The organism is Pseudomonas sp. 31 R 17 (assembly GCF_900004915.1).
Lineage (GTDB): Bacteria > Pseudomonadota > Gammaproteobacteria > Pseudomonadales > Pseudomonadaceae > Aquipseudomonas > Aquipseudomonas orientalis_A.
The window spans coordinates 42,158-56,819 of record NZ_CVTN01000063.1 but is presented as its reverse complement, the minus strand read 5'-3'; the positions used below and the strand labels follow the sequence as shown (position 1 = coordinate 56,819).

Sequence of the window (14,662 nt, the reverse complement as noted above, 5' to 3'; positions counted from 1 at the left end):
GAAGGGATGCAGGTGCAATTTCGCGAGATTGATCAACTGGCAACCGCGTCCAACGAAATGAGCGCCACGGCCCACGAAGTCGCCAACAGCGCGTCAAGCGCAGCGATGGCGGCCCGGGGCGCAGACCAGGCGTCCAGGGAAGGCATCACCATCATCGAGCGCAGCACCCGTGACATCAACGCGCTGGCCAGCGAAGTCAGCAAGGCCGTGACCGAAGTCGAAGCCCTGGCGGTCAACAGCGAACAGATCGGCTCGGTGCTGGAAGTGATTCGCAGCATCGCCGAGCAGACCAACCTGCTCGCCCTCAACGCCGCGATCGAGGCCGCACGGGCCGGCGATAGCGGCCGAGGTTTCGCAGTGGTTGCCGACGAAGTACGCAACCTCGCCAAGCGTACCCAGGACTCGGTAGAGGAAATTCGCCTGGTGATCGAGCGCATCCAGACCAGCACACGTGGCGTGGTGGCAACCATGCATTCAAGCCAGACTCAGGCCCAGAGCAACGCCAGCCAGATCCATCAGGCGGTGGAGGCACTCGGTAAAATCAGCGATGCGGTGACGGTGATCAATGACATGAATCTGCAGATTGCGAGTGCGGCAGAAGAGCAGAGCGCCGTGGCCGAAGAGGTTAATCGCAATGTCTCGACCATTCGCGGAGTGACCGAGACATTGACTGAACAGGCGGGCGAGTCGGCGCAGATCAGCAGTCAGCTCAACGAACGGGCCAATCAGCAAATGAAGCTGATGGATCAGTTCCGCGCTTAACCCGTGGCGTGCCGTTGCGCCGCCGTGCAGGCCATCACGCGCGCGCGCAGACGGGGATGGCGGCGCGGACGGTATGGGACGGTAACTCTGCGAACAGTGCCTGGTACTCCTCGGCAAAATGACTGAGGTGGTAGAAGCCCCACTGGGCGGCGGCGTCACCGATGGAGAGGCGGGACGCGAGGGTACACATCAGGGTCCGACGCACGCCATTGAGCCGGACAGAGCGCAAGTAGTTCAGCGGCGTGGTCTCGGCTACCGAGCGGAAGCTGTTCTGCACGGTGCGCCGACTCACCTGCAGGCGTTGGCACAACTCGTTGACGCTGGGCACGTCGATTCTTTCGGCGGTCGCCAGTCGGTGGCATTTCTCGACAATGAAGCTGCGCGTGGAACTGGGGCTGCGTTGGAGCTTGTCGCAGGCCGGGTCGGTGAGCAATTGCAACAACTCACCGAGCAACGCCCGCTCCAGCCCCTGCTCGCCCGCGCTGTCGAGTTCCTCGCCGGCCTCCGCCAGAGAGAGCACGGCGAGCAATCCAAGCCGAGCCTGGGCGAAGCGTTGCGCAGACACCCGGATCACGGGTTGGCGCAGCAACCGACTGATCTCAGTGGCCGACGCCGTTTGCTCCAGTACCTGCTCGAACCACTCGCGCTCGAAGGTGACGGACAGCAGCTCCATGCCCATCGGCATATGGAACATGAACTCCTCGCCCCCCTGCAGAAAGAACAGGCTGCTGTCATCGACTTCGCGACCCTGCATGCGCGTCGAACCCGGCACGCTGATCGGCACGGCAAAGCACATCTTGCCTCGCGGTGCCACACCGCGCTGCACCACCCGCTGGTTGATCTGCTCGCGAAACACGTGGCAACGCGCAGTGGTCAGCTGCATCAACGAACTCTCGGCCGGACCGGCCGTCAACTGGCTGTAATCCTGGCTCCACTCCTGGACATTGGCCGCATGGACGTGGATATCGCGAAAATGGCTTATATGATGATTTTTCATAATGTGCGAAAAGCCTCTGCCAATTTTTGTTTTTATCTCAAGCTACCTTGCAATATTCGCACATAGATCAATTACCGCGAAATTTCTTCTCAAATAGGGCCTTGGGCGGGACCTGCCGATGGACCGATTCATCATTTGCCGATTCGGGCTAACGGACAGGCACACTCCATGAGAATGATCCACATACTGAAACCGACATTCCAGAGAGTGCGTCATGATTGAGTCCAAACTAGAATCCCTGCATTTCGCGGATGCCCCGCACATTATTTCCAGCACCCTGCCCGGCCCGCTGACCCGCGAAGCGCTGGCGTTGTCGGCGAGCACCGAATCGATGGCGCGCGGCGGCGGCCGCATGCCTATTGCCATGGACCGCGCGTTCGGCGCGACCTTCAAGGACCCCGACGGCAACACCTACATCGACCTTTCCGCGGGCGTGGGCGTCAGCAGCGTCGGCCGCTGTCATCCGCTGGTGGTGAAAGCCATTCGCGAACAGTCCGAAGTGCTGATGCATGCCCTGGAAATCAACAGCACCCGCCGCACCGAACTGGCCGCCAAGATGTCCGAGATCGCGCCCGATGGCTTGCGCGGTGACTGCATCACGTTCTTCACCCAAAGCGGCAGCGATGCGCTGGAAGCGGCCATCAAGTTTGCCAAACGCATCACCGGGCGCCACCAGATCCTCGCCTTCCACGGCGGCTATCACGGCGTGTGGAACGCCTCCGGCGCGCTGACCACCGGCACGGCCTACCGCAAGGGCTACGGGCCGATGATGGGCGGCGTGATTCACGCACCCTACCCCTACGCCTACCGTTTTCCCTTCGACACCACGCAAAAAAGTGCCGAGCAGATTGCCGGCGACTACGTGGATTACCTGCTGAACAGCCCTTACACCGCCGCCGATGACGTGGCCGCCGTGATTGTGGAGCCGGTGCAGGGCGAAGGCGGCTACGTGCCGCCCTCCCCCGAATTCCTGCAACTGTTGCGCAAGGCCTGCGACCGCGCCGGCGCGTTGCTGATCGTTGACGAAGTCCAGTCCGGTGCGGGCCGCACCGGCAAGATGTGGGCGGTAGAACACTCCGGCGTCAAACCCGACATGCTCACCTTCGGCAAGGGCATTGGCAGCGACCTGCCGATGGCCGGGCTGATCATGCGCTCGGACCTCGCCGCGCAGATTCCCGACGGTTCGATGCCCAATACCTTCGCCGCCAACTCGCTGTCTGCGGCCGTGGCGTTGACCAATATCAGCATCATGCAGGACCCGGAACTCGGCCTGCTCGATCGCGCCCACACCCTGGGCCTGGAAGCGCAGGAACGTATCCGCGGGTTCAACAGCCCGTTCGTCGGCGAAGTTCGCGGTCGCGGCCTGATGATCGGTATCGAGCTGGTTGAAGACGCCGCCACCAAGACGCCGCTCGAAGGCGCCAAGATCGGCCAACTCATGGGCTACCTGATGAACCACGGCGTACTGATGATTCCCTGCGGGCGTTACAGCAACGTGATGCGTGTGATGCCTTCGCTGACGATCACGCGCGAGCTGTTCTTCAAGGCGTTGGACATTTTCGGCGATGCCCTGGCCTCCCTCAAGGCCTGAGTGCGTCATCTCCAACCCCTCCCATCACGCATGGACACCCACATGACCGAGCACCTGAAACACTTTATCCAGGGCGCGCCCTGCGACGCCAGCGACGGAGCGCGCATCCCTCTCATCAACCCCGTGACCGAACAGGTATACGGCAGTTGCGCAAGCGGCACCGCCGACGATGTCGACCGTGCCGTGGCAGCGGCGCGCGCCCAACTGGAAGGTGGCGCCTGGAGCCAGCTTGACGGCGCCCAGCGCGGTCGGCTGTTATCCAAACTCGCCGACCTGGTGGAGCGCGACAGCGAATCACTGGCCGACATGGACGCCGACGCCATCGGCCGCTCACCGCTCGAACCGCGCCGGATGGACCTGCCCAACGCCATCGCCAACTTGCGCGCCGCCGCCGGCTGGGCCAATCAGCTTGAAGGGCGCACCATTCCCACCGGCGGCTACTTCGGTCGCAAGACCCTCTCGTACACCGTCCGCGAGCCCGTGGGCGTGGTGGGCGCGATTGTGCCGTGGAACTCACCGCTGATGATCACCGTGTGGAAGCTCGCCGCATTGCTGGCGGCAGGCTGTACTGTGGTGATCAAACCCTCGGAAGAAACCCCGCAATCGGCCCTGCACCTGGCGGCGCTGGCGCAGGAAGCGGGATTTCCTGACGGCGTGATCAACGTGGTGACCGGTTACGGTGCGCAGGTCGGTCGGGCCCTGTGCGAACACCCGGATGTGGCCAAGATCAGTTTCACCGGCAGCCCCGAGGCCGGGCGTGAGATCCAGCGCACCGCGGGTGTGCTGTTCAAGCGCGTGGCCCTGGAACTGGGCGGCAAGAGCCCGCAGATTGTGTTCGACGATGCGCCCTTCGACGATGCATTGTTCGGCTGCACCCTGGGCTTGTTCGTCAACCAGGGGCAGATCTGTGCCGCCGGCTCGCGCATCCTGGTCCAGCGCAGCCTCGCCGAACGCTTCGCGGCCGCCCTGGCCGAGGCCGCTCGCTCGATCAAGGTCGGCGACCCTCGCCAGCCTGACATCCAGATGGGGCCGGTGGCCAAGAAAGCCCAGTTTGATCGCGTCAACCGTTACATCCAGCTCGGTATCGACCAAGGCGCCTCGCTGCTGGCCGGCGGCGTATCCACCCCTGACCAGGGCTGGTTCGTGCGTCCGACGATTTTCGCCAATGCCCGCAATGACATGGCGATCGCCCAGGACGAGATCTTCGGCCCTGTCGGCACGGTGATCACCTTCGACAGCGAAGAAGAGGCCGTGGCACTGGCTAACGACTCGGCCTACGGCCTGGCCGCCACGGTGTGGACCACTGACCTTGCGCGCGCGCACCGCGTGGCTGCAGCGGTAAAGGCCGGCGCCATCGGCGTCAACTGCTGGAGCCCGCTGGACGCCAACCTGCCGTGGGGCGGCGTCAAGGCCAGCGGCATCGGCCGCGAAGGCGGGATCAGCGGCGCGCTGGCCTACACCGAGGAGAAAGTGATCACCGTGCTGCTGCCTGCCTAGAACAGTCACTGCACCTGCCACCCTCTCGGCCATGGTCGCAGAGGGTGGAATTCAGCCGTGCGTTTTCAACGCCTTGATGATCAATAAAGAGACTGCGATGAACAACCAAACACAAACGGCAATCGATCGGTATCCCGTGTCCCTGCGCATCCTGCACTGGGTGCGTGCCGTCGTCATAGCCGGGCTGCTCTGGGCCGGCTGGCACATGACCGGGCTTGATGATGAAGTCGTGAGTAAATTCACGCTCTACTACCCGTGGCACAAATCGTTCGGCGTGCTGGCGTTTCTGCTGGTGCTGGTACAGATCGCCCTGCGTGTTCGCACCCCCGCCCTTCCGCAGCCACCGCTCACACTGGCGGCGCATGAGCGATTCCTCTCACGTTTCGTACAACGCTCCATGTACGTACTGATCGTGGCCGTGCCGCTGATGGGGTACTCGATGTCGAGCACCTTCACCATGAGCGACGGCGTGTTCTTTTTCGGCGTGAACCTGCCGGAGCTGCTGCCGAAGAATGACAATTGGTTTGTGGTGTTCCAATGGCTGCACAAAGTCCTGGCCTATACCTTGCTGGTCCTGATCGTGCTGCATATCGCGGGCGCGCTCAAACACCGCTTGTTCGACCGCGACCCTCGCAACGACGTACTGCGCCGCATGCTGTGAGCGGATACATCCCGGGCACGCGTCTGCGATGAGGCCGGCAGTTGTAACCAAGACGAAAGCCGCGTCCACTGCGGCTTCTGTCGTTGGGCTGTCAGCGGCGCGGCGTCTGCAAGGCGTGGTAGCCGTAATCGGCGCGGGCCTGGCGTAACGGCACGCCCGCCTCGATCGCCGCACGAATATGCTCTTCGGCCTGGTGGATTTCTTCGGCTACCGCCAGCACCTGGCTGAGTGAACCGGATGGAATCACCACCAGGCCATCACCATCGCCGCGCAACCAGTCATCCGGTTGTACCCGCACGCCGCCCAGCGCCACGGGTGCCTGGATGGCTTCGACACGCACGCGGTCCTTGCCGGTGCGCATCCAGTTGCCTCGGGAAAAGATCGGATAGCCGAGTTCCAGCGCACGGTCAACGTCGCGGCAGATGCCGTCAATCACCGTGCCGGCCAAGTGTTGGCGCGAGGCGGTCGAGGTCAGCAAATCCCCCCACACGGTGGTGTCCTGCCGCCCCTGATTGTCGATCACCACCACCTGGCCGGCTTCGAGGTCATCGATGTAATCACCCACCGAACCACCGTCCAGGCCAATGGGGCCGTAGCGCAGGGTCCAGGCTTTGCCCGTGAGCTTGAACGTGCGGTCCAGGGGCATGATGTCGGTGCATTGGCAAACGATGTTGAGGCGGTCCATCGCATCGCTGAGGTCGGTGCAGCTCAGGGCGTCAAGACGGGTAAAAATAGAGGTTTGCATGATGGGGCCTTCCTTGTGTCCTGTGGGTTAACGCGCGGTGGCGGCGGCACTGAATACGTGGATCTTGTCGACGATCTGGCGTGACGCCGCCCGGATTGCCGTGCTGGTATTGCCGGCGATGTGCGGCGTCAATTGCGCATTGGGAATGTCGGTCAATGGCGAGGCGAAACGGTCTTTCTCCAGGGCAAAGGTATCGATGGCGACGGCTTTGAGATGCCTGGGAAACTGGCGCATGAAGGCGGCCAACTGGTGTTCGTCGACGATCCCGCCGCGCGCGGTATTGATGAGGATTGAGCCCTGGCGCATCTGCCGGAACTCGGCAGTGCCGAACATGCCTCGGGTCTGGGGGGTGAGCGGTACGTGGATCGAGACGATGTCCGCCTCGGCCAGTAACTGTTCAAGACCTGCGCGTCGTTCAAGTCCAAGGCTGTGCGCTACCGGTTCGGTAAAACGTTCGGACCCGGTGGCGATCACCTTGATGCCCAGCGCCGCAGCCTTGCGCGCCACCTGCCGGGCAATGCTGCCTGTGCCCACCAGCCCAAGCGTCAGTTCGGCGTATTCGCAGGCAGGTGCCAAGGTGCCTTTTGCCCAATGGCCGTTGTGCGTTTCGACGTTGTAGTCATCCAGGTCGCGCGACAGAAACAGCGCCTGGGCCAGGACGTATTCGGCAACAGCGGCCGCGTTGGAGCCCGGCGTATTAAGGATCACCACGCCGCACTGCTCGCACCCCAGCCGATCAATATGATTGACCCCAGTGCCAGCCTGGGCAATGGCGCGCAGTGGCGTGGCCAGCGCCGTCGAGGTGGCGGCGCGAATCAGGCCGGCGCCCAGGGGAATGTTCAGGCGCGTCTTGAACACGCTGTAGCCGCCGGCCCGACTTACGGCGGCAATAAAGGCCGGCTCGTCATGGCAGTCGATCTCGGCATAGTCAATACGCGTGCCGTAGTGCTGCCGAATGCGCTCTTTGTCCGCGAAATAGTGCAGGTTGAGGGTGACGCCCAGGCCCCGTTCAAGAAATCGATCGACTTCCTCAAACAGTAACGGCGGCCCGGGGGCATCCAGTATCAGGGTGGTCAATGCCATACCGTTGATCCTCTTGGGGGGTAGCGCCTGCCGATACCCGGGTTGCCCCAGGCATCGGGGTTAACCATCGGGTTAATCACCAGGTGAAATGGTGCGCACTTGCAGGATCGATCAGGCCCGCGTCGGTACTCACGGCCGCGAGAAACCCGCTGTAGAAATCATTCAGCGATGAAGACTGGATGAACGCGGGATTGCTTTTGGCGTAGATCAGGAACAACCGATAGATTCGCAGGTTCTTTTCCTTGCGGTAGACCTCGGCCTTGAGACTGGGCCACAGGTTGAGCACGCTGTTTTCCTTGATCTTCCATGGGTCCGCCGGCTCGGTGCCGGTGGTGGCCTTGTACACGAAGCGCTTACCTTCAATCACTTCCAGGTGCAGGCTGGCCAGCAACTGTTCGGCCGTGCCGACGGCTTCACTCTTCAATGCCTGCGCCAGCGCCAGGATGTGGGCCTTCTCCGGAATGCTGCCGGTCAGGGTCAGCCAGGCGCATTTGAGGTCGGTTCGCGCAATGGCGTAGGCCATGCCTTTGACGTAGGTATGAAAGCTCTCATCCTCGTTAAAAGCCTTCGACAGCTGCGTTGCCGGGGCTTGCGCGAACTGCCCGACGCCGATCAGTTCGCTGTGCAACCCACCGGCCAGCAAGGCGCGGGTCCAGGGAATCGCACGAATGGCATCGGGGCGCGACTCGAACACCTTGATGTTGAAGATACGAGAAGGCGGCCGGGTGCCTTTGGCGGTGGCCCTGACCACATCGAATCGCGCCAGGTCGCGCAGCAGGGAAGGCAGCGCAGGATGCTCGAAGAACGTCGCCTGGTAGCGGCGCACCACGTCCCCCCAACGTTGAATCCTGCCGGCAATGACCGCCTCGGACAGCTGCGGCTGGGGCTCGGCGTGCATACGGTACAACTGGCTGAGAAAGTTGACGGACTGGTTGCGCGTCAGCAGATGAGCGCGCATCTCCGCGCAACCGGCCAGCATGAAGCGGGTTTCCGGGCCCTCCAGCGCGCCGAACTCCTGCAAGGTCTCGGCGATCACCCCATTACACCGTGCGTGTTCCCCGCCCATGATGACGTGGACGACCACCTCGATGCCGTAGCGGGCCGCGATCAGCTTGTGCTGGTTGGCAATCGCCATGTTCAGTTTGTGCATGGCCTTGCCGCCCTGCTTGCCCGTGTCGCTGGGGCCAAACGTGATGTATTGGCGGTTGCCGCGCGTTGCCAGGTGCTGGCGGTACACCGGGTTTTCGTACACCTCATGCACCGTGGCCAGCGTGCGCTCGGCACCTGCCAGGTCTTCGGGTTGCAGGGCGATGTCGATCCCATCCCGCACCTGGGCTGCTTTCATCAGGAACAGCACTTCAAGCGCGCTGAGGGCCGAGGTGTACTCGGCGATCCCGTGGATTTTCATGCGGTCGCGATAACGGTCGATCATTTCAAACCGCTCCACCGCGTTGCGCGCATCGTGCATGCGAATATAGCTCGGGTCCTGCTCCATCAGCGCAATGTAATCCTGGCCGGCGTATTGCTCGACTTTGCGGGTGTAAAGCGGCGTGGTGCGTTGCAGATACTCCTGCCACAGGCCAGCGGGCGTCTGGGCCGCTCCGCCTTCCAGCGCGACCTCAAGTGCGGCCTGACGCGCACGCTCATCCAGTTCGTGGTAGTGCCGGCCCTGGCCCAGGCCGATGGTTTCCAGCCACTGGCTGGACAGAATCTCATCGACCACGCTGATGAACATCTCGGCGTTTTCACGAAACTCGATATCCAGATAGTGAAAGCCAAACGCATGCACCCGCAGCAGCAGACGGTCGATGGCGGCCGGCTGGGTAAAACGGATGCTGCTCAGTGCATCGATCAGTTCGGCGGGACGCTCGAAATGCGCGGGATGATCCTGGCCCACGCGGGCACGAATCTCTTCAAGGCGATGCCGTGCACCGCCGTCCTTGATCAGGCTGTCGATATCGGCGATGTAGCGATTGCGCAGCGCCGTTTCCAGCGCCAGCACCAGGGTTTCGGTGTGCTGGTTGGTGTCATAGGGGCGGCCATCCTTGTCGCCGTATAACCAGGTGAACAAGGTCAGCCATTTTTCCTGCGGCGCCAGGCCCAGGGCGTGATGCACGTCGGGCAATGCGTCATACACACTGTCGGCGTAAAAAATCTGTGATTCGATATCCGTGCCATTACTGCCCGACCACACGGCGTTGTACAACTCCAGCAGGAGCTGCGCAGTGACTTGAGGCTTTTTGAGGCCACGGTCTTCGACGTGCTGGGCCAGTTTCTGCAAGACCAGCACAACGGAATGCTTGAGCTGGTCGGTCTCTTTGCACAGCACTCCCAGGCTGACATTTACTCCCGCCGGCGCTGTAATCAACTGCGGGTCGAGCGTGAGCAACTGACGAGGCAAGCTGGCCTGGGACGCGATCTGTGTCGCCACGCTCCTGACCGACAATTCGAACAGCAATTGCTTGATCAGCAACAACTTCCAGAACGCCTCGACGTCCTTGCTGGAACGGGATTCAAAGAACGCCTTGCCCAGGGCAGCGGCCAATTTCGAATCACCCTTGTCCAGATACGACAGCGTATCGATTTCAGCATAGATTCTCAGGCAGGCGCGGGTGTGCGGGGCTTGGGAAGCATCATCCGTGTTGGCCTTGAGTGCGTGTTCCAGTGCTCGCCATAGAACGTCATGCAGTAGCGCGGGGTTGGTATGGCCGATTGAGGGGCGAGTTGATGCATTTTCCAGTATGGAATTGATCACATGATTCATGGGTTCAAGCCTCGATAATTGTCAAATCCCTTGTTTGCAGTGCGCCGGGCGGACACACGCAAAATCATCAATGTCCCAGGCTTAACCCACAGCGTCGCAACGAACGGAAATTACCTGTTCGCCGACAGAAAGCCCCCTAGCCGGTACCGAAAAACGGCAGAAAACTGAAACAAATTGTTACATCCGCCCGCAATAAACCATGGCTTGGATTTCTCCACAAAAGACCTTTTTGGAATAGCCAACTTGAAAATAAAGATAGGAAGCTAATAAAAATAACGGCACTGAAGTCCGGTTGACTGCCTGCATATTTTCTAACGTGCTGATTATTTGGCATTAATCTGCAGTCACGAAAACCGGCTGAGCCGAGGGGAATATCAAGTAGGAATCACCTGCGGGCGCAACCTAAATAATTCTTCATGAACACCATTTCCTACGCAGGGAGCAGACATCCTTCCTGCCTGCAAAAGAAAAACCCGGCGCTTGGCCGGGTTTTGTCAGTTCATGCTGTGGGACGAGCTACTTCGCACCGCCATTGTCACGGTCGGTCTGGGCGTCCTGATCCGATCCGGGATTGCCCGGCGGTGGGTTCCAATCTTCCGGCTTCTCGCCTGTGCCCTGCTTGGGCTCGGATTCAGCTTGCTCCAGGCCTGACGCGTGACCTTCGCCCAGGTCGGGCACTTGCTTTTCCGGTCCGGGATAGGGCGCTGCGGGACCGTTATTGTCATCGACCATAAATCACCTCTATTGCAGTAGCGCGCGGTGCGCACAGGGCTGAGTGGGCTGTTCAGACAGAACGTGCGAGTGCCCTTCAGCACGCGCCCGGCGGGATACCGTCCTTGTTGAAATCCTTCAGTCGCTCACGCTCCTCTTCGGTGGAGTGCGCCGGTGTTTGCTCTTCGGGTTCCTTGGGCTTTTCTTCGGTCATGGCTGATTCCTCCAGGTTGTAGAGTTTCGGCACTCTGCGGCGCGGGCAGTTCAAAATGAATGGTCGCGCAGGCCGCGACCGTGTGGCTGCGACTCTGCGGGCATAAAAAAAGGCGCTCCGAAGAGCGCCTTTTTACCGCCGATTGCCTTACTGCAAACTGACCTGACGCAGCTCGGGCTTGGCCTCGCCACCGATCATGATGCGCTTGGGTTTGGCCTCTTCAGGCACCTCGCGCAGCAGGTCGATGCTCAGCAGCCCGTTGTTCAAGGCCGCGCCGCGCACTTCGATGTGGTCCGCCAGGCGGAACGACAACCGGAAAGCACGCTGGGCGATGCCCTGGTGCAGGTAAGCGACCTTCTCGTCGGTTTCGCGTTTGCCGCCGGAAACCGTCAATACACCTCGTTCGACCTGGATATCCAGATCCTCCTCGGTCAGGCCAGCCACTGCGATGACAATCCGGTAGGCGTCATCACCGTGCTTTTCCACGTTGTGAGGTGGATAGGAATTCGGAGCCTCGCTGCGCAGCGCCGACTCGAACAGGTCATTGAAGCGATCAAAGCCCACCGATTGACGGAACAGTGGGGCCAACGAAAGGGTAGTAGCCATTTTAAAATCTCCTGAGTTTCTCCAAGTGATTTAGGACGCGACCCGCATTCGGCATCGCGTGATCAAAAATTTATGGACGCGCAAAAGGATTTCAAGGGGGCGGAAAAAAATTTTTCTTGGCTGATATCGCTCTCGCAGGAACGGCGGGGCTCGCGCTTGTGCTCTAATCTCAACACAGGCGTGCTTTACCCCGTGAGCGCCTGAGACAGCCCTTGAGGTACAAGAAAAATGAAAATGACTCTACCAGCCCTGGCATTGGGCATCCTGATCTCCCAAGGCGCCTCGGCCGCCGGAGATGGCACCGCCGCCCTGGGCGGCGGCGTCGGCGGCGTACTGGGCAATGTCGTGGGTGGGCAGCTCGGTGGCTCCACCGGTGCGGCCATCGGCGCCGGTGTAGGGGGTGCGACCGGCGGCGCGGTGGGCGCGCGCAAAGGCAATCGAGCGGAAGCGGCACTGGGCGGCGGCGTTGGCGCTGCGGGTGGTTCAGTGATCGGTAATCACCTGGGCGGCAGCACCGGTTCGGCTATCGGCGCAGGCCTGGGTGGCGCCGCCGGCGGCGCGGTGGGCAACAACCTGGGCGGCGACGGCGGGAAACACAAAGGCAACAAGCATAAGCACAAGAACAGGCACCGCTGATCCTCTGACGCTGTCCCGACAGCACACTCCCCGGGTTGAACGACGTTAAACGCGTTCAACCCGGCGTGTAAGAGGCTGCCCCCACTCCCGTTACATCGGCGTACTGCTCACCACCCGCAAGGCCAGCCCTTCATAGGCATCCAGCGTAATCGTGAACGTGCCCTCCTCCGTCAGATCCCCTTCCACCCGCTCATTGATGATGTCCACCACCGGCCCTGGTGCAATGTTGGGCAGGTGCAGGGATTCGGTGATCGGCGTGGCGCCGAAGTTCAGCGCAGTGATCTGCGTGCCCTTGCCTGCCGGCAACTCATGCACCATGACCAGCAGGCCGGGGTGCTCGACATCCGGAATCAGGATCTGGCGACTGGCGGCAATGTCGTAGGCGCGGCGCACGCCGAGGATCTTCTGCAACTGCGAGGCAAAAGAGTCCGGGTCCTGCAACTGGCTGTTCAAGCTGCCGTACAGGCTTCTGGAACGCGGCATCTGCCCGGCCGACAGCTCGGCGTCGGGGTTGAGGTCAACCAGATCGTAGGCGCCGCGATGAATCCAGCGCGTGTCGCCATCGGCCATCAAATGCCCGACCTCTTCGGCGGCCAATGGCAGCGCACCCACCAGGTCCCAACCGGACAGCGCAAACACCCCAGGCTGCATGGCGTTGTACATCACCAGCAGCAAATGGATCTGGCGAATCTGCTGCACGTCGGCCGCGGTGATCGCGTCCAGGTCGCGAATGCCGAGGGCTGCGGTGATGATGCTGGCGGTGGTGCAGGACACGCCATTGGTGACGAACTTGAGGTTATACGGCGCGTGCTCGCCGGTCAGGCGTTCATACATCTGCTCGCGGATATGCTCGCGCAGGATGTTGCCGGGAAAGGTCTGGCCCTGGAACAGAAAGGTGTCATGGGCATGCAGGGTCCAGAAGTGCACCAGTTCCAGGGTCAGTTCGTCGTGGTTTTGCAGCGCGTGGATCAGCGAACCAGGGTCGATGCCGAGGCTGTGCATCTGGCGCAGCATCAGGCGCAGGAACTCGGCGTCGCCCATCAGCAACGCATGCTGGTAGGCCGGCCGGGTGATGAAGTCATAGGACAGGTCGGCGCCGCCGTGGGACATGGAGGCGATATCGTCGACGGTGAGGTTGAGTTCCTGGAAGCTGAAACCACCGGCCTTGCGAATAGCACCGCCCAGCAACTGGTTGCCGGTGATCGACAGCGGATGGCTTTCCGACCAGGCGCTGCCGTCGAGCTTGCGTTCCACGCCGAGGAAGCCGTTGGCGTCCAGGCGCAGGATCTTGGCGCCCATGACATCGATGGCGTGCAGTGCGTCGCCGATGATCATCTGCTGGGCGGCGAATGACGGATCGAGCCAGTTCAGCGACGGCTGCCCTTCCTTGAAGTAATGCAGGTACACCCAGCGTCGCGGCTTGCCGTCGACCCCGATCACCACGGGCGTGGCGCTCCAGTCGGTTTCCTTGACGCCGGGCTCGAAGAAAATCACCCGTTGCAATTGGCCGACGATGTAGTGCTTGTCGCGCAGTGCATCCACCTGCGGCGGGCTGAGGTTCTGCGCGTCGCGGCCCTCGGCGACGTCCGGCAGCAGCGGCCAGTCTTCTTCACGGATTTCGACCATGTGATACAGGCCCGGATAGTCTTCATAGGCCATTTCCGCCAGGCGAAAATCCGCGCCCTTGCCGGTGTGGGACGGAATCACGTCGTCGATGATCACCGCGTTGTGCGCGGCGGCCATGCGTGTCAGCGCCTGCAACTGCGCCTCGGTGCCCAGTTGCGGGTCGATGTCGAAGCTGATGCGGTCGAAATTGCCGTCGATGGTCGGGGTGTGTCGGGTGCCGGACAAACCGCCGGACTTCTTCAGCGGCCCGTTGTGAATGCCCTGGATGCCGATTTTCGACAACGCATGCCATAGGCTTTCGTCGCCCAGCGCCTCCAGCACCGTGCCGTCTTCGCGGGTCACGATCGACGCCGGATACGCCGTGAACCATACCGACGACAGAGCTGAAGCGTCACGCGGGCGGGTGTGTGCGAAGGGTTGCTGCCACATCCGTCCCTGCCCCGAATAGAGCTTGGCGCGCTGACGCGCCGCGTTCAGCATGGACTGTTGCACCAGCCAATTCACATGATCGTTGTCCGCCGCCGTCATAAGCCTGATACCTGTGGTCGTTAAAGGTGATTCGTAAGCATAGGAGCGATGGCGGGAGCGATTCGTTGCATCGGGATGCAGATCCCTGTCCAAATGTGGGATCGACACAAGATACCGGTCGGCTCGAAGGCCGCCGCGCTTTTGCGTTTGATCTGCTTTTGATCTCAGGCGCCCCGTTAAACCACGCTGGCCGAACGCAGGCTTGAATCCGTGGGCAACCCGGCAGGACGCCGGGTTAGCC

The 14,662-nt window shown here is 61.7% G+C and carries 12 protein-coding genes; 5 read left to right on the top strand and 7 right to left on the bottom strand.

What is annotated here, in order from left to right:
• The first annotated feature begins 6 nt into the window (after positions 1-6).
• Entirely contained in the window at positions 7-762 is a 756-nt protein-coding gene (locus BFP89_RS29695) for a methyl-accepting chemotaxis protein (protein WP_370671214.1), read from the top strand.
• A 34-nt stretch (positions 763-796) separates the two neighbouring features.
• On the opposite strand, the gene BFP89_RS11425 is transcribed toward BFP89_RS29695, so the two are convergent.
• Complete coding sequence (locus BFP89_RS11425; protein WP_065885608.1) at positions 797-1,759, bottom strand: helix-turn-helix domain-containing protein; 963 nt, start codon at positions 1,757-1,759, stop codon at positions 797-799.
• A gap of 214 nt (positions 1,760-1,973) precedes the next feature.
• On the opposite strand from BFP89_RS11425, the gene BFP89_RS11420 reads away from it, so the two are divergent.
• The 3 genes from BFP89_RS11420 (at position 1,974) to BFP89_RS11410 (ending at position 5,508) form a co-directional block, all read left to right on the top strand.
• Entirely contained in the window at positions 1,974-3,350 is a 1,377-nt protein-coding gene (locus BFP89_RS11420; RefSeq protein WP_065885607.1) for an aspartate aminotransferase family protein, read from the top strand.
• A 42-nt stretch (positions 3,351-3,392) separates the two neighbouring features.
• Positions 3,393-4,847 carry an aldehyde dehydrogenase family protein gene (locus tag BFP89_RS11415; protein WP_065885606.1) on the top strand — a complete coding sequence of 485 codons (1,455 nt, stop codon included), beginning with the start codon at positions 3,393-3,395 and terminating at the stop codon, positions 4,845-4,847.
• A gap of 97 nt (positions 4,848-4,944) precedes the next feature.
• Complete coding sequence (locus BFP89_RS11410; protein WP_065885604.1) at positions 4,945-5,508, top strand: cytochrome b; 564 nt, start codon at positions 4,945-4,947, stop codon at positions 5,506-5,508.
• Between the two features lie 91 nt (positions 5,509-5,599).
• On the opposite strand, the gene BFP89_RS11405 is transcribed toward BFP89_RS11410, so the two are convergent.
• The 5 genes from BFP89_RS11405 to BFP89_RS11385 form a co-directional block, all read right to left on the bottom strand.
• Positions 5,600-6,253: an RraA family protein gene (locus BFP89_RS11405; protein WP_065885603.1), complete on the bottom strand. Its 654-nt coding sequence runs from the start codon at positions 6,251-6,253 to the stop codon at positions 5,600-5,602.
• Between the two features lie 27 nt (positions 6,254-6,280).
• Positions 6,281-7,336: an NAD(P)-dependent oxidoreductase gene (locus BFP89_RS11400; RefSeq protein ID WP_065885601.1), complete on the bottom strand. Its 1,056-nt coding sequence runs from the start codon at positions 7,334-7,336 to the stop codon at positions 6,281-6,283.
• A 76-nt stretch (positions 7,337-7,412) separates the two neighbouring features.
• On the bottom strand, positions 7,413-10,100 hold the full coding sequence (locus BFP89_RS11395) for a phosphoenolpyruvate carboxylase (protein ID WP_065885599.1): 2,688 nt from the start codon (positions 10,098-10,100) through the stop codon (positions 7,413-7,415).
• Between the two features lie 516 nt (positions 10,101-10,616).
• Positions 10,617-10,832 carry a hypothetical protein gene (locus tag BFP89_RS11390; protein WP_065885597.1) on the bottom strand — a complete coding sequence of 72 codons (216 nt, stop codon included), beginning with the start codon at positions 10,830-10,832 and terminating at the stop codon, positions 10,617-10,619.
• Between the two features lie 340 nt (positions 10,833-11,172).
• Positions 11,173-11,631 carry an Hsp20 family protein gene (locus tag BFP89_RS11385; protein ID WP_057722310.1) on the bottom strand — a complete coding sequence of 153 codons (459 nt, stop codon included), beginning with the start codon at positions 11,629-11,631 and terminating at the stop codon, positions 11,173-11,175.
• Positions 11,632-11,859: 228 nt separating this feature from the next.
• On the opposite strand from BFP89_RS11385, the gene BFP89_RS11380 reads away from it, so the two are divergent.
• Entirely contained in the window at positions 11,860-12,267 is a 408-nt protein-coding gene (locus BFP89_RS11380) for a hypothetical protein (RefSeq protein WP_065885594.1), read from the top strand.
• A 90-nt stretch (positions 12,268-12,357) separates the two neighbouring features.
• Here the strand turns inward: BFP89_RS11380 and treS are convergent, their stop codons facing one another.
• On the bottom strand, positions 12,358-14,421 hold the full coding sequence (treS, locus tag BFP89_RS11375) for a maltose alpha-D-glucosyltransferase (RefSeq protein WP_065885592.1): 2,064 nt from the start codon (positions 14,419-14,421) through the stop codon (positions 12,358-12,360).
• Positions 14,422-14,662: the final 241 nt, after the last annotated feature.

Excerpts from the sequence above, each read along its gene's own strand:
- BFP89_RS29695 (WP_370671214.1), top strand. The coding sequence starts at position 7 with ATGCAGGTGCAATTTCGCGAGATTGATCAACTGGCAACCGCGTCCAAC.
- BFP89_RS11425 (WP_065885608.1), bottom strand. The coding sequence starts at position 1,759 with ATGAAAAATCATCATATAAGCCATTTTCGCGATATCCACGTCCATGCG.
- BFP89_RS11420 (WP_065885607.1), top strand. The coding sequence starts at position 1,974 with ATGATTGAGTCCAAACTAGAATCCCTGCATTTCGCGGATGCCCCGCAC.
- BFP89_RS11415 (WP_065885606.1), top strand. The coding sequence starts at position 3,393 with ATGACCGAGCACCTGAAACACTTTATCCAGGGCGCGCCCTGCGACGCC.
- BFP89_RS11410 (WP_065885604.1), top strand. The coding sequence starts at position 4,945 with ATGAACAACCAAACACAAACGGCAATCGATCGGTATCCCGTGTCCCTG.
- BFP89_RS11405 (WP_065885603.1), bottom strand. The coding sequence starts at position 6,253 with ATGCAAACCTCTATTTTTACCCGTCTTGACGCCCTGAGCTGCACCGAC.
- BFP89_RS11400 (WP_065885601.1), bottom strand. The coding sequence starts at position 7,336 with ATGGCATTGACCACCCTGATACTGGATGCCCCCGGGCCGCCGTTACTG.
- BFP89_RS11395 (WP_065885599.1), bottom strand. The coding sequence starts at position 10,100 with ATGAATCATGTGATCAATTCCATACTGGAAAATGCATCAACTCGCCCC.
- BFP89_RS11390 (WP_065885597.1), bottom strand. The coding sequence starts at position 10,832 with ATGGTCGATGACAATAACGGTCCCGCAGCGCCCTATCCCGGACCGGAA.
- BFP89_RS11385 (WP_057722310.1), bottom strand. The coding sequence starts at position 11,631 with ATGGCTACTACCCTTTCGTTGGCCCCACTGTTCCGTCAATCGGTGGGC.
- BFP89_RS11380 (WP_065885594.1), top strand. The coding sequence starts at position 11,860 with ATGAAAATGACTCTACCAGCCCTGGCATTGGGCATCCTGATCTCCCAA.
- treS (WP_065885592.1), bottom strand. The coding sequence starts at position 14,421 with ATGACGGCGGCGGACAACGATCATGTGAATTGGCTGGTGCAACAGTCC.